Here is a 19,564-nt window from a genome sequence, read left to right on the forward strand (position 1 = left end):
CGCTCTCGCTTTACTTGATTACATTACCGTCCACGTCGAGTTCAACCATGCGGTAACCCAAGGCTTTCACATCATCAAAGATGGCATCTTTGTCGCCGACAACGACCATAATCATATCGGCAGGATTGACATATTTTTTCGCCAAAGTGTCAACGTCTTCTTTGGTCATATTGCGCAGGATTGCGTTCTGCGTATCAACAAATTCCGGCGTCAGGTCATAGTTCATCATCCGCGAGAGGAAACCAAGCTTTTGACGCGGGGTCTCATAAGCCCTCGCGTCACGCTGGCCAATGGCACTTTTGGTAAAGGCGAGTTCTTCGTCCGTAATACCAGAGCCGTAGAATGTGTTCATTTCATTGACAAACTCAACGATAGATTCAGCGGTTTTGTCTTTTTTGACACCGGCTGAGGCCACATATGTTCCGCGCTTTTCAGACCCGCTAAAGCGAGAGCGCGCACCGTAAGTATAGCCCTTATCTTCGCGTAGGTTCAGGTTAATGCGGCTATTGAAAGCCCCACCGAGAACATAGTTCATCAAGCCAGCGCGGTAATATTCGCCTGTCGCGTCATAGGGTAAGGCCCGACGTCCAATACGAATTTCCGACTGCGCGGCATTATCTTTATCGATGAAATACAATGTCCCAGTCTCTAGCGCAGGATACGGCTTATCTGCCGCGGTTGCGACTTCACCTCCTGACCAATTGCCCAGAGGGGACAGAGCTTTTTTCACAGCCGCTTCGCCTAAATCACTTACCGTTATAACGCTAGCAATCGAGGGCGAATAATGCGCCTGATAAAACGCTTCATAGTCTGACAATGTTGTGTTGTTCACGGTCTTTAATGTGCCAGAGCCACTCCAAGCGATAGGGTTGTTATCGCCATACATCAGGCGATTAAACGCCCCCCATGCGAGGCTACCCGCGTCTTTTTTACTTTGTTTAATGCCTTCAATCGTTTGCGACTTCAGACGGTCAAAATCATCTTGTGAAAATTTTGGCTGAGTGAGTTTTTCCATAGCAATGTCCATGGTCTCATCCAAATTTTTGGTGAGCGTACGCATATACATTGTCGTGTAATCGTCACCACTGCTAAAGGATATGAATGAACCAAGCTTATCAAGACGGTTGGATAGTTCTTCTGCCGTGCTTGATTGCGTTCCAGCATCGTTTAGGTATTGAGCTAGATTAGTGGCTAAGCCCAATTTATCCATCGGATCATGGGATTGACCCATTTTCAACTGCAACTGAATGGTTGTTGTTGGAACTTCGTCATTTACAGACCCAAGAACCTCTATGCCATTGTCCAGCGATGTCGTGTAAACAGGTGGGACAACAACCGACGGATTTTCACCAGACGGCGGCACAACAGAACGGTCGAAATCATCAACAGGCAAGGTCCAGTTAAAATTGGATGTGTCCGTGTTTTCTGGAATGGTGCGCTCGTAACGCTCCCATGTATCAGGGGCTGCTATTTTATCGCCCTGACCCTTTGGAACGATGCTCATGATCACGGCGGGTTTGTCTTTTAGGTATTGATTATAAACCCGCATGACATCCGCGGCCGTCACGCTTTCATAACGTTTTATATCGTCCATAATACCGTCGGGCGTATCACGATACGTCTCGTAAGCCGCCAATTGGCTCACTTTGCCCGACACGCTCTCGAGACCATAAATCATACCAGATACAATGCCGGCTTTCACGCGTTCCAGGTCATCGGGCTGTGCACCCCGCGTTTCAAACTCAACGAGAGCGTCGCGCATGGCTTTTTCCAGGTCAGCAAGTGACGCACCTTTCGCAGGATTTGGCAGCGCATACATTGTAAATTGGCAGCTGATTTCGCGGCATCCGTGCCCTGCGACAGCATTGACAGCCAAGCCTTCTTTTTCAAGATTTTTATAAAGTAATGACGTCTTTCCGTCGCCCATGATGGACATCAGAACATCAAGCGGCGCTTCGTCAGGGTGATTGGCATAGACCGTTGGCCAAGACATATAAACCAGCGGTAGGGAGACGTTGTCTTCTAGTGAAATATAACGGTCAGTATCCAATGTGACAGGCACATATTCCGGATCTGTGACCTCTGGTCCGCGTGGGATAGAGCCGAAATATTTATTGATCATCTCAAGCGTTTCTTGCTTGTCTATATCACCACCAATGGTCAAAACCGCATTATTAGGCCCGTACCAACGCAGGAAAAACTTTTTCAAATCATCAAGGGTGGCGCGGTCCAAGTCGACCAGATATCCAATCACAGACCAGCTGTAAGGATGTCCTTCGGGGAACATGGCTTCGCCGACACGTTCACCCAATAAACCATAAGGGCGGTTATCGACACGCTGCCCGCGTTCGTTTTTCACAGTTTCGCGCTGCACTTCAAATTTCTCTTGCGTGACGGCATCAAGCAAAAAGCCCATACGGTCCGCTTCTAGCCACAACATTTTCTCTAACTGGTTTGACGGTACAGTTTGGAAATAATTCGTCCTGTCCGAATTGGTTGTGCCGTTCAGCGTTCCGCCAACTTCGGTAATGAGTTTAAAGTGCTGCTCATCTGCGACATTCTCTGAGCCTTGGAACATCATATGTTCAAAGAAGTGCGCAAAACCTGATTTGCCAATATCTTCGCGACCAGATCCAACGTGATAGGTCACATCGACATGTACAAGCGGGTCAGACTTATCTTCATGCAGGACAACGGTCAGGCCATTGGGCATTTCGTATTTCTCAAACGGAATGCTGACGTTACCACTTTTGCCGGATTTTTCGACCAAAGTTACACCCGCAGGCAAAGTGATATCTGGCGTGGGTGTGGTGGTTGTGCCGCCACAGCCGATGAGCAAGGCAGCGGTTGCGGCGCTTAGCAAACAATATTTTAGTTTTGATGTCATAGTCGTCATGGCAGGTTCCTGTTTTTATGCTTTATGCGTTTATGTCATTAATTGGCGCTAAGTCCAAGGGCGCCTTGGTTGCTTATCTTTTTTTGATACGTCCTCTGTAGACCGACGCCTTGGAGCGGGGCGGCTTTCGGTACCCAGCCTACCGCCACCAAATTCAATCAGCGCCTTAATCCGTTTTTCAATCGGTGGGTGAGTTGCAAACACACCAGCAAAGCCCGTGCGTGGGTTCTCAAATGCCATCTCACGAACCTCCGCGGGGACTTGGGTGAGTTCTGCATTACCAGATATTTTCTGTAGCGCCCGTATCATGGCGTCTGGGTTTTTTGTTAGCTCAACCGCCCCAGCATCGGCCATAAATTCGCGACGCCGAGATAGCGAGAACCTAATAAGCAGCGCCAGCATATAAGATACAGCCACAATCGCAATGCCGATAAAAATAAGCGGCGCGGCATTGCCGCCTCCACTGCGCCTGTGATTATTGGTTCGCGATATATTCGTGCGCATCATCCCGCGAAACATGCCCTCCCCGATAAAGGAAAATATCCCGACAAATATAACGGCAATAATCAAAAGCCGAACGTCCTTGTTTTCAATATGCGAAAGCTCATGCGCGATAACAGCCTCAAGCTCTTCGTCGTCAAGACGGTCCATTAATCCGCGTGTCAAAGTAACGGTATAATTCTTGGTTCGCACACCGCTGGCAAAGGCGTTCATCACTGGGGTCTCTATGACCTTTAATTTCGGCATGACAATACCGCGCGAGATACACAGGTTTTCCAAAAGATTATAGGCGCGCGGCTCTTGTGAGGGGCTGACAGATTGGGATTTCGTCGCAAAATCAATCATTGCTTGGTGCCCCAAAAAGGCAACAGCAAACCATGCCCCGGCTGCACCGAGCGCGATTGGCGCTGTGCGTGGCAAGCTATCAAGGGCGAAATACAACCCGTCTTGGGTCGACATGTCTCCTTGAAGTCCTAAGAACACAAGCATCAAAGCCGTGGCCAAGGCAATCAGCAATACTGGAAAAAACGCCAACAAAAATATGCAGCGTAGATTATTATTCCAAATATGTGTTTTCAGACCGTAAGCTTGCATCGCGTGTGGCCCTAATGTTGATGGGTCAGGACGGACACCCTAAGAGAAGTCCACCTCGACAGGTGTTTGCAACGCAGTGCGCCCTTCTGGAGCTTCGAAAAACTCACGCGCAACAAAATTGAACGGCCCTGCAATCAACACAGCCGGGAACTGTTCGATGCCTGTGTTATATTCGCTAACCGCGTTATTATAAAAGCGGCGAGAGGCAGCAATTTTATTCTCAACGTCGGAAAGCTGGTCTTGCAATTGCAGGAAGTTCTCATTGGCTTTCAAATCTGGATAGGCCTCTGCAAGCGCGAAAAGCTTTCCAAGTGCCTGTTGCAGCATTCCTTCTGCAGCCGCTTGCCCCTGGACAGAGCCTGCTGATACAGCTGCGTTACGCGCAGCGATAACCTCGTTAAAGGTCTCTTTCTCGTGCTTGGCATAACCTTTAACCGTATTGACTAATTGCGGTACAAGATCTTGGCGCTGTTTTAGCTGCACTTCAATGTCAGACCACGCCTGATTACACGTTTGGCGGAGCGCCACTAATCGGTTGTAAATACCGATAATGATGAACGCGAGAACGACAATAATGCCGATTATCACAAGTAAAAATTCCATAGTGTCTCTCCAAACCTATAATATTATCAATTAACGATAATTTGGGCGCTTTCACAAGCTTTAATTACGGCGCTCACGTCAATCTATTATCAGGCACAAAGCGCCCAATGCGGGAAAACCCACGCGGGGCCATACGACCAGCAGCAGCCCGTTTGCCTTCTAGCGTTGTCCATTCTGGTACACTGTTGGTGCGGCCTGAATTATCCACAAAGCTAAGGCCGTCTTCAGCCGCAAAAGTGGTGACGTCTGCCAAACCCCCATCTTTATATTTTTGAATTCGCACCCCCTTACCCCGGCTCATGACGGGGAGTTCCTCAACATCAAAAACAAGGATTTTACGGTTCTCACCAATGGCGGCGACCTTATCACCTTTAACGGCGATACAGCGCGCGGCCTCTGCGTCGCCCTTCACATTAAGCGTCTGCTTGCCCCCGCGAGTTGAAGCGATAATATCCGCTTCGGCCACGCGGAAACCATAGCCTTCGGTACTGGCAATCAATAACTCTCGCGCCTCGTCATGCACAAATAGGCCAAGCGGGACGTGATCATCTTCCAAATCAATCATCAAACGGATAGGCTCACCATTTCCGCGCCCCCCCGGCAGCTTATCTGCGCCAATAGTATAAAACTTACCATTAGTCGCAAATAATATAATCTTATCAGTAGTTTCCGCTGGAACGATAAAAGCAGGCGCGTCGCCTTCTTTGAACTTAATGCTATCGACATCATCCACTCTGCCTTTTAGCGCACGAATCCAGCCTTTCTCGGATAGGACAACCGTAATCGGTTCTTTGGTAATAAAGGCCGTTGCCAGATCAATCTCGATATCGGGCTGGTCAGCAAAGGTGCTGCGGCGTTTTCCGATGTCAGATTTGGCATTGTAGTCATTTTTGACGGCCTTGAGCTCGTCCGCAATGCTGGCCCATTGTTTCATATCAGAGCCAAGCAAAGCTTCGATATCGGCTTTCTCGGCCGCCAGCGTATCAAATTCAGACTTGATTTCAATTTCTTGCAACTTGTTCAAAGCGCGAAGGCGCATGTTGAGGATTGCGTCCGCCTGTCGCTCGGTCAGTTTAAAGGTCTTAATCAACTCCATTTTCGGTTCATCCTCGAACCGGATGATGCGAATAACCTCATCAAGGTTCAAAAAGGCAATCATATAGCCGTCAAGCACCTCCATACGGTCTTCAATCTTGCCAAGGCGCTGTCGTGAACGGCGCTGCAGCACCTCGCGGCGGTGATCAAGAAACGCTTGTATCACCTCTCGGAGGTCCATGACACGTGGCGTCCGTGTCGCGTCCAAAACATTCATATTTAGCGACACACGGCTTTCAAGCTCAGACAGCTTAAACAAGCTTTCCATAAGGAGGTCTGGCTCAATATTTTTGCTCTTGGGTTCCAAGATGATGCGAATATCTTCGGCAAACTCGTCGCGAATATCCTCAAGCCACGGGACTTTCTTTGTCTCAATCAACTCTGCTAACTTCTCGATCAGGCGTGATTTTTGTACCTGATAGGGTATTTCCGTGACAACAATCTGGTATAGCCCGCGCGGCAAATCTTCTTTGTGCCAGCGCGCCCGTACCTTAAACCCGCCTTTGCCAGTCTTATAGGCCTCCAACATATTTTCGCGCGGCTCTGTGATGATGCCCCCAGTCGGGAAATCGGGGCCTTGGATATAATTCATCAGCGTTTCAATACGCGCACTGGGTGTTTTAATCAGGTGCAGCGCCGCGTCACATATCTCGGCCACATTATGCGGCGGAATGGACGTCGCCATGCCCACAGCAATGCCTTGCGAGCCATTGGCCAGCAAGTTTGGAAATCCGCCGGGCAAGACAACGGGTTCTTCGTCCTCTTCATTATAGGTCGCGATAAAATCAACAGCGTCTTCGTCAATGCCCGCCAAAAGCGCGACACCCGCTGCTGTCATTTTGGCCTCAGTATAGCGCATGGCGGCTGCGCTATCGCCGTCAATATTGCCAAAATTCCCCTGCCCGTCGACCAGCGGATAGCGCGCGCTGAAGCTTTGCGACAACTTGACCAGCGCGTCATAAATCGACGCGTCACCATGCGGGTGATATTGGCCCATGACGTCACCCACAATCCTAGCGCATTTCTTATGCGCGTTTTCAGGATTGAGCTTTAACATCCGCATCGCATAGAGGATGCGGCGGTGCACGGGTTTGAGGCCGTCACGCACATCGGGCAAAGCGCGCTGCGTAATCGTTGATAACGCATAGGCCAAATATCGTGACGACAGCGCCGTATCGATATGTTCTTCAATAATGGAGTCGTCGCCGGGGACGCCGTCAATCGTCGTATCGCTCATGTTCTGTCCAAAGGTGGAAAGTGATTCGTGACCTATAGTCTAACGCGGTGTGGGCGCTCTTGCATGGCCTTCTTCGGTTAATCTGGTAATCATCTGTGCACGGGCGTCAGGAAGCGTGCGGTTTACGCCCCATTGCACCCGTGTTTCCAGAAAATACCCCGTCAGAGCCAATCCGTTATGCACGTCTTCTGGTGTTACGTAAGGTTGCCCCATCATAAAACTCGGAAGCGCGTAAAGCTTATCCAGATAGGGCTCTGCCGCACTAGCGCTGACCGCGCGGCCAGAGCGCGGGGACACGTGAGTCAGGTTATCATTGCTGCCCGTGGCGGCACAGGACGACAAATCAAGACCGTAACCCATGGCTTTCAAAAGCCCCGCTTCCCATTGCACAAATAAAGCGGGCCAAATATCGGGGTTATCCATATTATCAAGCAGCACCTCAAAGGCGTCGTAAACATAGGGATGTGCTTCGCGTTCAGGCAGCGTTTCGCGGGCAATGGCACAGACGGCATTAAGTCCAGACAGCGCCATACGGTCATCCATCAATTCAGCCGCGCGAGACGTCAGGGCTTCGACGGTAAAATATCCCAAATGTTCAGAAAGCCGCGCGTGCCAATCAAGTTGTATCTTATTACCAGGTTGCAGGACGGGGCGCATTTTACGCCCTACGCCGCCGCGCACAAGGCCCGCGTGACGGCCCCTATCACGGGTTAGAACTTCGATAATTGCTGAAGTCTCGCCGTGTTTGCGCACGGACAGAACATACCCCTCTCCGCTCCAATCCATTAGCGTGCCTTAGACATCAAAATTGAGTCCGCTTTCAGCATAGCGCGCGCGGTCGTCCGTCCATCCTTCGCGGACTTTCACGAAAAGAAACAGATGCACTTTGACACCCAACCAGTCTTGCATATCTTGGCGCGCACTCGCCCCAATATCACGAATAGTGCGTCCACCTTTACCCAGAACAATGGGTTTCTGGCTATCGCGTTTCACGTAAATGACTTGGTCTATACGAATATCGCCGTTTTTCTGCTTCGTCCATTTCTCAGTCTCCACCGTAGAGGCATAAGGCAATTCGTCATGAAGCCGTAGATAGAGTTTTTCACGCGTAATTTCGGCCGCCATGAGGCGAGACGGTAAATCAGCCGCTTGGTCTGGAGGATATAAAAATGGTCCTTCTGGCATAGCGCTGGCGAGCGTTTTTGATAGCGCGTCAACACCGTCACGGTTCAGTGCAGAAATCAGGAAAATTTCGTTATAAAAAGTATGGTCTTTGAACGCGGCAATGACTTCAAGCAATTGATCATGCGGGATTTCATCAATTTTATTAAGCGCGAGGCAAATAAGCCCCATTTTGCGGGTGGATAGACCTTTGGTGACGCGTTCGGTATCGGCGAAAGCCTTCTTATCCTGCGCTGTGGGTTCTTTGTGTAAGACTCGCAAGTAAGCTGGCGCGTCAACCACATGAATAACAGCGTTAGAATCGTCCACACCACTCCATGCGGCATGCACCATAGAACGCCCCAACCGGTCATCGCCACCGGCTTTAAATATGCCGGGTGTATCGACCAAAACGACTTGGGCCGTAGCGTCATCATTGTCTTTTAACATGGCAATACCGCGCACTTGGAACCGCGTGGTTTGCACCTTATGGGTCACAATCGATACTTTTTCACCGACAAGGGCGTTCACAAGGGTCGATTTACCTGCATTGGGCGCGCCAATAATGGCGGCAAAGCCTGCTTTTGTGTTTGTCATAATGGCCAGTTTTCCAATAAATGTTGAGCGGCGTAACGTTCTGCGTCTTTTTTCGATTTACCCGTGCCGCGCGCTGATCCAATTTTGGCGACGTCAACCTCGACCACAAATAGTGGGCGATGATCTGGGCCCGATTGTTCAATGACGCGGTAATCTGGCGCGCCCCCGCCGACAATTGACGATTTCTCTTGCAACTGCGTCTTTGGGTCTTTGGCGGCCTTTTTCATAACAAATTCAATCTCTTGCGCCCAAAACTTATCATAAAAAACTTTGGCGGCTTCAATGCCGCCGTCCAGATAGATAGCGCCCAAGATAGATTCGCAAGCATCCCCTAAAATAGATGTTTTTTCGCGGCCACCTTGCTTGTCCTCTGATTGTGACATCAGAAGGGCATCACTCACCCCAATCGCTCGCGATACGCGCGCACAAGTTTCTTTGCGAACAAGCGCGTTTAGCCGCCTCGCAAGCGCACCCTCATCCTCTTGTGTCGCGTGAAACAACATCTCTGCGGTTAGCAATCCCAGTACGCGGTCGCCGAGAAACTCAAGCCGTTCGTAATTAGCGATTTTGCGTTGTCCATCGCCATAAGATGAATGTGTCAGTGCTCGCCCAATGAGGCTTTTGTCTTTAAAGACATAGCCCATACGGCTCTCAAGGGCCGCAATTTTAAGGCCGTGACCATTCATCAGTCTATGCCTTTGAAAAAGCGCTTGCCGTTTATCTTATACCACGTCCAAGGTTTTTTAATCGAGAAGTCTCGCTGCACCGACAACAGCACAAATTCGGCTTTGCCGATAAGGTTACCCGCCGCCACATAACCAACACCAGCGGGGGCAGGTAAACGGCTATCCCCCGAATGGTCACGGTTATCACCGAGGAAAAAGTAATGCCCCGCAGGCACGGTGAAAACCGAAGTGTTATCAGCCGGCGAGTTTTTCAAATCATCATAAATACGGTTTTTATCACCGCCAGGTAACGTCTCTATTTGGACTTCGACAGGGTCGTCATTGCCGTATCTATCAAGGCGAGTTTCTTCACCCTCTGTTGCAATACCGACGCGCTCTCCGTTGATATAAAGAACGCCACGTACCATTTGGATTTGGTCACCCGGTAGGCCGATCAGACGTTTGACGATGTTATTAGGCCCGCTATCAAGTTTGAATACAATGACGTCGCCGCGCTTAGGCTCGCGTTCAAAAAGGCGACCTGATTTCACGGGGAAAGGCAGCGGTGTCGCCGCATATTTCCCATAACCCAATGAGTATTTAGATGTGATGATATAATCGCCTTGAATAAGGCCCGGTTGCATTGATCCTGACGGTATATGAAACGGTTGGAATAAAAATGTGCGTAAAACTAAGGCAATACCAACGGCCCACAACACAGTAGACACAGTTTCGCGAATTGCGCCGCCTTTTTTGTTATCCGCTTTGTCGTCTAGCTTATCTGTTTTGGTTTTACTCATGCGTCCGTCTTGTCTCTATAAGCTTCGCATATAGCAAAAGCTTGCGCATAAGGATAATCATCTGTCAGACTAATATGCAAGCGCGCAAGCTGTCCGACTGGCGTTAGGCTTTTCAAACGATCGGTTGCACCGCGGTGTAATCGAATGGTCGGACGCCCAGAGGGGTCATTGGCAACCTCCACATCTTTCCATGTTAGGTGTCCTGTCCTGGGCCCTGCTAAAGCCTTGGCAACGGCCTCCTTGGCGGCGAAACGCTTGGCATAATAGCTGGCTTTTCCTGATTTAGGCTCGCAATAAGCTTGTTCACCTGTCGTGAAAACGCGGTCAATAAAGCGTGCGCCATGCCGCTCGATGTTTTTCTCTATTCGGCGAATATCGCAGAGGTCCGTCCCTATGCCGATAATCATACGCGGGCAGCATCCATAATGCGGCGCATTTCCAAAATCGCAGGCTCCAAGCCCATAAATACAGCTTCCCCAATGATGAAATGCCCGATGTTTAGCTCGACTGCCTCTGGAATAGCGGCAATATCGCTGACGTTATCAAATGTCAGACCATGACCCAAATGCACCTCAAGGCCGAGGCTATGCGCGTAGGTCGCGCCGTCTTGTAGCGTCTTTAGGATTTCAGCCGCTAATTCGATATTGTCATCCTCATGCGCATGAGCATAGGCCCCTGTGTGAAGTTCAACCACAGCCGCGCCGCATGATTTTGCCGCATCAATCTGCGTGCGTTGCGCCTCTATAAATAGCGATACACGCGATCCGTTTTCTGTCAGCTCGCGCACAATCGGCGCAACGCTATTATGCTGACCCACGACATCAAGGCCGCCCTCTGTGGTGCGTTCTTCACGGCGTTCAGGCACTATGCAGACCGCTTTAGGCTTGAGGTCGAGCGCAATTTTCAACATCTCAGATGTCGCAGCCATTTCCATATTTAACGGTATATCTTCGCTCTCGCAAAGCGTTTGCAGACGCACCATGTCATCATCGCGCATATGGCGGCGGTCTTCGCGAAGGTGTGCGGTAATGCCGTCCGCACCGCTTTGTATAGCTGCCCACGCGCCTGCTACCGGGTCAGGGTGGGCGCCGCCGCGTGCATTACGAAGGGTCGCGACATGATCAATATTAACACCTAGGCGGAGTTTATCACTCATGGCTTATAAATTCCGGCTACTAAAGACATGGGGGGGTATCGCGGCGAGATCATCTGGCATGGCATCTTCGCGATAGGCGGGAAACGCTTTCGCCGCGAGTGAGATAAGCGGAACACCGATATCCGCTGTACCGTTAGAACGGTCAAATATACACGCCCCGCCCACAACTTTGGCACCCGTTTTTTCAATGCTTTTGATACATTCACGCGATGACAGTCCGGTCGTGACAATATCTTCAACCATCAAAACCTTTTGACCGGGCTCTAAGGAAAACCCGCGGCGGAGCGTGAACTCACCATTTTCACGCTCTGTAAAAATCGACTCAAGCCCCATATGACGCGCCGTTTCATAGCCGGGAATAATCCCGCCCATAGCAGGCGCAACAATAATATCAGGCTGCACGGGTAATTCAGCCCTCACCTTATCAGCCAAAGCCTTGCAGAGCTTTTCTGTTAAGGCAGGATTTTTAAAGATAAATGCTTTTTGTAAGAAGACGGGGCTATGCAATCCCGATGACAAGATGAAGTGTCCTTCGAGCAAGGCTCCAGCTTCGCGAAATACATCTAAGACGTCATCAGTGTTCATTATCAATCTCGCTTAAGGCTAAGGTCTATTGCGCAAGTTCAGCGCGGGTACGCTTGGCGGATACCACATAGGCACTGGTACGCAAGGCTGCAATGATTTGTGACAGATGCCGGTTGTCAGTCACTTCGACATCGAGCACCATATCAAAGAATGACGGGCTACGCTTCAGCGTTTTAATATTCGTCAGATTACCCGCTGCCTCGCCGATGATTTTAGTAACGTCGGCGAGAGATCCCGGCACATGTTCAACCGTTGTTGTGATACGCGCAAGGGCCGCCGTTTGGGTCGCGGCGCGGCGCCAACCCAGGTCAAGCCAGTGATCATCGGGATGATCCTCATTGACCAGTGTTTCGCAATCAATCGTATGGATCATTACGCCTTTGCCAGTTTCTTGAATCCCAACAATACGGTCCCCAGGAATGGGCGAACAGCATTCTGACAAATGCATACCGCGTCCGGGGCTTACCCCCTCGCCTTTCACGTAAAGCTTGACGGTATTATCATCAATCAAATCACGCTTGACGAAATTATCCAACTCTTTGACGCTTTCGCGACCCGGAAAGACGGCATTCATGAATTTCTGTATGGATAATTCACCGCGCCCAAGGGCCTCAAAAACCTCATCGGCATCATCAAGGCTTAGGCGGCGCAAGCTGTCACCCAAACCAGCAATACTAAAATCTCGATCTTCGCGGGCAAAGGCATGTTCGGCGAGCATCTGGCCAATGCGACGAAATTCCGCTTGTTCCCCGTCGCGGGTCAGACGCCGTAATGCAGAGCGCGCTTTGCCTGTGGCAACGATGTTCTCCCAACCAGGTTGTGGTTCTGGCGCGCCGCCGCGAATGATACGCACAACATCACCATTACGCAGCAGTGTGCGAAGCGGTTGCTCTCGGCCGTTAATACTAGCCCCAATACAGGTGTCGCCAACTTTGGTATGCACGGCATAGGCAAAATCAATCGGCGTTGCTCCACGCGGCAGGGATATGAGGTCGCCTTTAGGCGTGAAGGTGAACACTTGATCTGCGAACATTTCTAGCTTCGCATGCTCAAGAAATTCATCGGCGTCACCGCTTTGCTCCATCATCTCTACAAAGGGTCTGATACGCCGCAGCGGATCACCGCCACTATCGCGCGCAACATCTGCGTCAAAAGCATAGCTCTGGTCTTTATATGTCCAATGCGCCGCCACGCCGCGCTCAGCGACATCTTCCATACGCTCTGTACGGATTTGTATCTCTAGACGTTTATTTTGCGGCCCCAGCACTGTGGTGTGTAGCGATTGATAGCCATTAGGTTTTGGCACAGAAATGAAATCACGAAAGCGCGCTGGCACACAGCGGTACTCGCCGTGCAAAACGCCAAGGATGTGATAACAATCCGCCTTATGCGGCAGTAAAATACGAAAAGCATAGATGTCGGCCACATCTTCAAAGGATATACCTTGGCGTTGCAGCTTGCGCCAAATGGCATAGGCCCGTTTCTCTCGACCATATACACGGTAATCCAAGCCCGATTTATCCATCAAATCACGTAGCGCGACTGACATCTGGCTAATCGCGCTTTCCTGGTCCGCGCGCCATGCCTCGAGTCGTTTCGTGATGCTCTCAAAGGCGGACGGGTTTATGTGTTGAAAGGATAAATCTTCAAGTTCTGAGCAAATTTTATCCATCCCGATACGGCGCGCCAGCGGGGCGTAAATATCCAGCGTTTCGCGCGCAATCCTTTCCCGGGAAGCCTGTTTCGGATGATATTGCAGTGTGCGCATATTATGCAAACGGTCACAGAGCTTGACCAGTAACACCCGCACGTCCTTGCTCATGGCCAAGACAAACTTTTGGAAGTTCTCGGCTTGCGCTTGTTCGCGTGTCGGGTTTTGTGTTGTCAGCTCAAGCTGCCCCAATTTTGTCACGCCGTTAACAAGGTCGGCAATCTCTTGCCCAAAGTGCCCGACCATTTCCTCATAGGTCGTGTCGGTATCTTCTAACACGTCATGGAGTAGCGCCGTGCAAATGCTCGCTACATCAAGCTTTAGTGTCGCGAGTATTCCCGCAACTTCGATGGGATGCGCGTAATAGGGATCGCCCGAATGACGCATCTGATCACCATGCGCTTTCATGGCAAACACATAGGCTTTGTTTAGTAATGCCTCGTCTACTGACGGGTCATAGGCGCGGACCAAATCGACCAATTCATATTGGCGAAGATAGGTCTGACGCGGTTCGGCCCCCCCGTCAGTTTTTATGTCGATAACTTCGTTCACATCTTAGATATAGGCGCGGTAATTTCGCGCGGCAATCACAAAGGTGACGCAGTTTTTACGAAACAACCGTGGTTTTGTTGATTTCACGCGGCTTTAAGGTCACAATTTCTTCTGCAAGTGTCGGGTGAACCGCGCAGGTTTCATCAAATTGTGCCTTAGTCAGACCAGCTTTCACGCAAATACCAAGCGCTTGGATGATCTCTGGGCTATCATCACCAACGATGTGAATGCCAATCACCACTTCGTCTTTACCTTGGGTGATAAGCTTCATGAAGCAGCGTTGCTCTTTATGGGCAAGCACATTTTTCATTGGGCGGAACTTGGTTGTATAAACGGTAATATCATCGCCGTGTTTCTGACGCGCATCGCCCTCCGTCAGGCCGACAACGCCAATGGGCGGACGGGTAAACACGGCGCTGGCGATATTGCTATGATCATAAGCTGTCGGATTATCCTTAAATACGGTTTCAATGAATGCCGCCCCTTCGCGAATTGCCACAGGTGTCAAGTTCACGCGGTTGGTAACATCCCCCACGGCGTAGATGTTCTTTGCCGTGCTTTTTGAATACTCATCAACGACTACAGCCCCGTTTTTATCAACATCAACACCTGCATTTTCCAGGCCCAGTCCCACTGTATGCGGTTTACGACCTGTTGCCATGAACACCATGTCGGTTCCAATTTTAGAGCCGTCATCGAAGGTCACGATAAGGCCGCCGCTCGTTTTTTTAATCGATGTCGGGGAGATATTAAACTTCGTCTCAATCCCATTGAGGTTTTGCAACACACCTGTCTCGTCGCGTACGTCCGGATCAAAACCGTTCAGCAAACGATCCCCACGGTAAGCCTGCACCGTCTTAACACCTAGACCCGCATAAATACCTGCAAATTCAGACGCGATATAACCGCCCCCAATAATCAAGGCGCGCGCTGGCAATTCATCCAATAGAAAAGCGTCATCAGACATGATGGCATGCTCTATGCCTTCAATATCAGGCATCCACGGGCGACCGCCTGTTGCAATTAAGATTGTCTTGGCTGTTACTTCTTTGCCCGATGTTTGTAAGCGTACCGTATGGGCGTCGACAAATTCAGCCCGTTCGTTAAACAATGTCGCACCGTTTTTCTCTAATATCGTCGAATAAATTCCAGATAAGCGGCTAACCTCTGTCTGGATTGCGTCGCGAAGAAACGTCCAATCAAAAGAGACATTATCAAGCGACCAGCCATATTTCTGCGCGTCTTTAATGGCGCCGCCGAAATCTGCACCATAGACGAGGAACTTTTTAGGCACGCAACCGCGCACGACACAAGTGCCGCCCGGGCGACTCTCTTCGGCCACACCAACTTTTTTACCTAGCTGAGCCGCGAGGCGGCCAGCCCGCACACCGCCAGAGCCAGCCCCGATGACGAACAGATCAAAATCAAATTTACTCACGGGACAACTCCATTACTTTTGCATGATCAGTCTCGCCAATCACAATGACATCGGCCAAATCAATAAATAGGCCATGTTCCATAACGCCAGGGATACGGGATAAAAGATCGGCAGTATCCGCAGGTTTGGGTATTTTGCGGCACCGACTATCAAGGATATAGTGCCCACCATCGGTAACTAAAGGGCCGCTACCATCTTTTTTTTGTCGCAGGACAGTTTGTCCCGCTTCACAACCAGATTTTATGAGCGCTTGATAAATTTTCTCTGCTGTTAACGCCATACCGAACGGATCAACTTCAATGGGTAGCGGGAATGCGCCAAGGACATCGACCATTTTGCGGTCATCCGCGATCACAACCATGCGCTCTGACGCATGGGCGATAATCTTTTCACGCAGTAAACACGCGCCGCCACCTTTAATCAGGCAAAATTCAGGATTCACTTCATCGGCACCATCAATCGTCAGGTGGATGCGTTCGATCTTATTGGCATCCGCCAAGGGGATACCGTTTTCTGTGGCAACTTGCGCGGTACGCGCCGATGTCGGCACGCCTTGAACGCGTAAGCCCCCTGCGACGCGCTCGCCTAAATGCTCTAAGAATATCTCGGCCGTGGAGCCAGACCCTAGCCCCAGCATCATGCCGTCTTCGACAAAATCGAGTGCCGCAAGGGCGGCGTTTTCTTTGGCATTACTCATTTTACTCTAGCCCTTTTTTGCTTTTCGCTTGGCTTGCGCGGCGTGATAGCGCACGGCCCAGCCGTCTTTATGTGTTTGCGCTGCCCGCGCAACAGCCAAAGCCCCATCCGGCACATCACTTGTTATAACGCCGCCAGAACCGAGAAACGCGCCCTCACCTATCGTTACGGGCGCAACGAGCGAGGAATTGGTCCCAATGAAAGCCCCGTCCTTAATGGTCGTTTTATGTTTAAAATAGCCGTCATAATTGCAGGTAATTGTGCCTGCCCCGACATTGACGTTTTCGCCCAATTCCGCGTCACCGATATAAGACAGATGATTAATCTTACTGCCTTTGCCGACAACCGCTTTCTTGGTTTCAACAAAATTCCCAACTTTAGTCTCTGCTCCTAATACCGTTCCGGGGCGCAGCCGCGCAAAAGGCCCAATCTGTGCGCCCTCGCCAATTTCAGTACCTTCGATATGGCAGAACGGATGCACGGTTGTGTTTGCGCCAATGCTGACGCCTGGGCCAAAGACAACATTTGCACCAATATCACAATCTTGGGCAATTTGCGTATCATAACAAAATATGGTGCTGTCAGGGTCACGCAGCGTGACGCCGTTATCAAGCGCCGCCTTGCGCGCCAAAGCCTGAAATGACGCCTCAGCCAGTGCCAAATCAGTGCGAGAGTTCACGCCTAGCATTTCGGCCTCGTCGCCAGTGACCGCCGTGGCCGATAGACCATCACCACGCAGAATTTCAACAATATCAGTCAGGTAATATTCGCCCTTGGCATTGTCATCCGTCACGCGAGAGAGTGCGCTATAAATGTGCGCGCGCGAGGCGGCCATGACACCACTATTACATAGCCTGACGGCCAGTTGCTCTGGCGTCGCTTCTTTGGCTTCTACAATGGCCGTTAATTGACCCGCATCAGTAATTAACCGTCCATAGGCACCTGGCTCTTCCGGCTCAAAACCGAGGACGGCAACATCAGCACCGTTATCAAGGGCGTCAAAAACACAGGTTAAAGTATCGGCTTTAATCAGGGGTGTGTCTGCAAATAAGACCGCAACATCGCCGTCAAAATCACCAATAGCGTCTTTGGCGCACAGTACCGCGTGACCTGTCCCGCGTTGTGGCTCTTGCACAGCAATTTCTAAACCCAGGCTTTCTGCCTCGATGCGGACGTCTTCATTGGACGCCCCAACAACACAGACGATGCGCGATACGCCTGCCTCTCTTACCATAGCGGCCACCCAAGACAGCATGGAGCGCCCCCCAACATGATGAAGCACTTTGGAGCGTGCAGATTTCATGCGGGTGCTTTTCCCGGCAGCAAGAATTACGGCAGCACGGTTTTGCGTCATTTCAGCCCTTTGATATGATATGACTGCGCTGCGATAGTTCACGGAACTGCGCGAGTCGGATTGACATTATGGTTTTATACTCTGTAACGGAAACAGCACAAAGACGCACGATTCGATTGCATAAATATGAAACAAAAATTCGAAACGATGCGCGGGCCGCTTTCACTTTGTTTTGATCTAGACGGAACACTGGTCGATACTGCACCTGATCTTATCCGCGTGCTTAATATTGTTATCAAAGAAGACGGGCTCGCGCCTGTGAATTATGACCATGCCCGTCGCCACATCAGCTATGGGGCCAAGGCCTTGATTACCGATGCCTATAAAACCCAAGGTCGCGCCGTTAGTGGTGAACGGGTGAGCACCCTTCAAGCCAAACTTTTAGAGTTATATGCAGACGGCATTGCCGATCACAGCCGGCCTTTTCCGCATGTGCGCAAAATCTTGGACGGCTTGGCGCGCAAAGGGCATGATTTATCGGTCTGTACGAATAAGCCGGGCTACCTTGCGCGGCCCCTACTCGCTGAACTTGGTATGACTGATATGTTTAGCGCCATTGTTGGCAGCGAAGACGTACCCAATAAAAAGCCCGACCCGAACCATATATTCGAAGCTGTTGGTCATAATGACCCGTCGCGTATCGTGATGATTGGGGATGGAGCGCCAGATACTTTGGCAGCCAAAGCGGCCAATGTCCCGTCAATTTTGATGCGCTACGGATATTCCACAACACCCTTTTACCAGCTAGGCGGCACAATTATGTTGCGCTGTTTCTCGCAACTGCCGTCAGCCCTGATAAGGCTGACGCGTTGATTTAAACGTTTCAGTCAACCGCGCTTAAGGCAGATAGCTTAAGCGAAGTTTTCCGTTGAACGTGTTGGCACGCCGTTGATCATATTAGATCGTACGTCCGTGCGTGCAGACCGCATAGACGGCAAAAACGCGCCGTTGATCAAGTTAATTTTGACGTCATGACCACGGTCGGCCCAATAGGCTTCAATCTGGTCTTTCAAGCGCTCTGCGCCTTCTCGTGTACAATAATCACCTTTCATGTGAAAATCCTTTCAATTATGTGACAGCCCGTCCCGGAGCCATCCAAAGCTATTCCGCCCATGTCACAGAAATAAGAGAATTACGGTGAAGTTCAAGACACATCACGTCGCAGTTTGCTAACAAATAAGTGAGGGGTCTGCGGCGTAGTTTTCAGCTTACGTTCAGAAAACGGTGTGAAATTACGCTTATATTACGGGGAGTTAAGGCGCAGTCCCAATTTTCACCTGAATTATGGCAGAACTGTGTCAAAAGCCAAGACCTTTGCGCAGTCAAAAGAAAAGCCCGGTCAAAATGACCGGGCCTTAATGACAATTTTTTAATTAAAAAAGTTGACTAAGCGCGCGCGATTGCGGCTTGTATGATAGCTTTTGCGCTTTGAATGTCCGCATCGCTAGCCCCTTTGACAGAATCAAGCTTGCTAATGAGAACCTGCGCATCATCAAGACGGCCCAGGGCGACATAAACTTCGCCCAGTGCTGCATATGATTGGGGCGCATTAGCGAAAACTCTATTGGCCAATTTCAGGTGCTTCACGGCTTTGCGGTAATTACCCTGCTTTTTCTTGGTCAGGCCCATGTAATAATTAGCCATGGGGTTATATGGATCACTGCGGAGTGAGCGGTGCAAGAGCATAGACGCCGTTGTTGTATCACCTTCATTATAATTAATGATGGCGCGCGACAGAAGGTAACCTGTATTACGATCTGAGTTAAAATCAGACGGGAGATAAACTTGAACTGGAACCGATGAACGGTCAAAGTTAGAGCGCAAATTGGCATTATTATTTCCCGCATTAGCGAGAACTGGCACTGCAAGTCCAATAGCTAAAACAACAGCCGTTTTTGTAATTCTACGCATTGTCAGATCTCC

At 50.3% G+C, this 19,564-nt stretch carries 18 protein-coding genes; 1 reads left to right on the forward strand and 17 read right to left on the reverse strand.

Translation table 11 applies throughout. The annotated features are described in order from the left end of the window. Window positions 1-10: 10 nt before the first annotated feature. The 15 genes from AB6B37_RS07495 to glmU all read right to left on the reverse strand — a co-directional run bounded on the left by AB6B37_RS07495 (window position 11) and on the right by glmU (window position 17,641). Window positions 11-2,896 (reverse strand): M16 family metallopeptidase, encoded by a 2,886-nt coding sequence (locus AB6B37_RS07495; protein ID WP_371398269.1) that lies wholly within the window; start codon window positions 2,894-2,896, stop codon window positions 11-13. A gap of 48 nt (window positions 2,897-2,944) precedes the next feature. Then, window positions 2,945-3,856: a M48 family metallopeptidase gene (locus AB6B37_RS07500; RefSeq protein ID WP_371398270.1), complete on the reverse strand. Its 912-nt coding sequence runs from the start codon at window positions 3,854-3,856 to the stop codon at window positions 2,945-2,947. 174 nt (window positions 3,857-4,030) lie between these two features. After that, a complete protein-coding gene (locus AB6B37_RS07505; protein ID WP_371398271.1) occupies window positions 4,031-4,594 on the reverse strand; it encodes a LemA family protein in 564 nt (187 codons plus the stop codon). 73 nt (window positions 4,595-4,667) lie between these two features. Continuing rightward, window positions 4,668-6,926: a DNA topoisomerase IV subunit A gene (parC, locus tag AB6B37_RS07510; RefSeq protein WP_371398272.1), complete on the reverse strand. Its 2,259-nt coding sequence runs from the start codon at window positions 6,924-6,926 to the stop codon at window positions 4,668-4,670. A 39-nt stretch (window positions 6,927-6,965) separates the two neighbouring features. Then, the gene (recO, locus tag AB6B37_RS07515) at window positions 6,966-7,712 is read right to left on the reverse strand and encodes a DNA repair protein RecO (protein ID WP_371398273.1); all 747 of its coding nucleotides are present in this window, start codon (window positions 7,710-7,712) and stop codon (window positions 6,966-6,968) included. Between the two features lie 9 nt (window positions 7,713-7,721). Continuing rightward, window positions 7,722-8,684, reverse strand: a complete 963-nt coding sequence (gene era / locus AB6B37_RS07520) for a GTPase Era (protein ID WP_371398274.1) — start codon at window positions 8,682-8,684, stop codon at window positions 7,722-7,724. Next, window positions 8,681-9,370: a ribonuclease III gene (gene rnc, locus AB6B37_RS07525; RefSeq protein ID WP_371398275.1), complete on the reverse strand. Its 690-nt coding sequence runs from the start codon at window positions 9,368-9,370 to the stop codon at window positions 8,681-8,683. Before rnc ends, era begins: the two co-directional genes overlap by 4 nt. Beyond that, window positions 9,370-10,149, reverse strand: coding sequence for a signal peptidase I (lepB, locus tag AB6B37_RS07530; protein ID WP_371398276.1), 780 nt, complete (start codon window positions 10,147-10,149; stop codon window positions 9,370-9,372). The genes rnc and lepB overlap by 1 nt, the downstream gene beginning before the upstream one ends. Continuing rightward, window positions 10,146-10,556: a holo-ACP synthase gene (gene acpS, locus AB6B37_RS07535; RefSeq protein WP_371398277.1), complete on the reverse strand. Its 411-nt coding sequence runs from the start codon at window positions 10,554-10,556 to the stop codon at window positions 10,146-10,148. Before acpS ends, lepB begins: the two co-directional genes overlap by 4 nt. Further along, window positions 10,553-11,305 (reverse strand): pyridoxine 5'-phosphate synthase, encoded by a 753-nt coding sequence (locus tag AB6B37_RS07540; protein ID WP_371398278.1) that lies wholly within the window; start codon window positions 11,303-11,305, stop codon window positions 10,553-10,555. The genes acpS and AB6B37_RS07540 overlap by 4 nt, the downstream gene beginning before the upstream one ends. 3 nt (window positions 11,306-11,308) lie before the next feature. Beyond that, window positions 11,309-11,890, reverse strand: coding sequence for an orotate phosphoribosyltransferase (gene pyrE / locus AB6B37_RS07545; protein WP_371398279.1), 582 nt, complete (start codon window positions 11,888-11,890; stop codon window positions 11,309-11,311). A gap of 25 nt (window positions 11,891-11,915) precedes the next feature. Next, window positions 11,916-14,153, reverse strand: a complete 2,238-nt coding sequence (locus AB6B37_RS07550; protein ID WP_371398280.1) for a bifunctional (p)ppGpp synthetase/guanosine-3',5'-bis(diphosphate) 3'-pyrophosphohydrolase — start codon at window positions 14,151-14,153, stop codon at window positions 11,916-11,918. A gap of 55 nt (window positions 14,154-14,208) precedes the next feature. Beyond that, window positions 14,209-15,591, reverse strand: a complete 1,383-nt coding sequence (gor, locus tag AB6B37_RS07555) for a glutathione-disulfide reductase (RefSeq protein WP_371398281.1) — start codon at window positions 15,589-15,591, stop codon at window positions 14,209-14,211. Beyond that, the gene (gene rpiA, locus AB6B37_RS07560; protein WP_371398282.1) at window positions 15,584-16,288 is read right to left on the reverse strand and encodes a ribose-5-phosphate isomerase RpiA; all 705 of its coding nucleotides are present in this window, start codon (window positions 16,286-16,288) and stop codon (window positions 15,584-15,586) included. Before rpiA ends, gor begins: the two co-directional genes overlap by 8 nt. Before the next feature lie 6 nt (window positions 16,289-16,294). Further along, window positions 16,295-17,641, reverse strand: coding sequence for a bifunctional UDP-N-acetylglucosamine diphosphorylase/glucosamine-1-phosphate N-acetyltransferase GlmU (gene glmU, locus AB6B37_RS07565; protein WP_371398283.1), 1,347 nt, complete (start codon window positions 17,639-17,641; stop codon window positions 16,295-16,297). A 126-nt stretch (window positions 17,642-17,767) separates the two neighbouring features. Between glmU and AB6B37_RS07570 the strand changes: the two genes are divergently transcribed. Beyond that, window positions 17,768-18,454, forward strand: coding sequence for an HAD-IA family hydrolase (locus tag AB6B37_RS07570; RefSeq protein WP_371398284.1), 687 nt, complete (start codon window positions 17,768-17,770; stop codon window positions 18,452-18,454). A gap of 38 nt (window positions 18,455-18,492) precedes the next feature. On the opposite strand, the gene AB6B37_RS07575 is transcribed toward AB6B37_RS07570, so the two are convergent. Then, window positions 18,493-18,693: a phosphoglycolate phosphatase gene (locus AB6B37_RS07575; RefSeq protein WP_371398285.1), complete on the reverse strand. Its 201-nt coding sequence runs from the start codon at window positions 18,691-18,693 to the stop codon at window positions 18,493-18,495. Window positions 18,694-19,027: 334 nt separating this feature from the next. Further along, window positions 19,028-19,552 (reverse strand): tetratricopeptide repeat protein, encoded by a 525-nt coding sequence (locus AB6B37_RS07580; RefSeq protein WP_371398286.1) that lies wholly within the window; start codon window positions 19,550-19,552, stop codon window positions 19,028-19,030. Window positions 19,553-19,564: the final 12 nt, after the last annotated feature.

Origin of the sequence: Fretibacter rubidus, from assembly GCF_041429785.1 — a bacterium.
Lineage (GTDB): Bacteria > Pseudomonadota > Alphaproteobacteria > Caulobacterales > Maricaulaceae > Fretibacter > Fretibacter rubidus.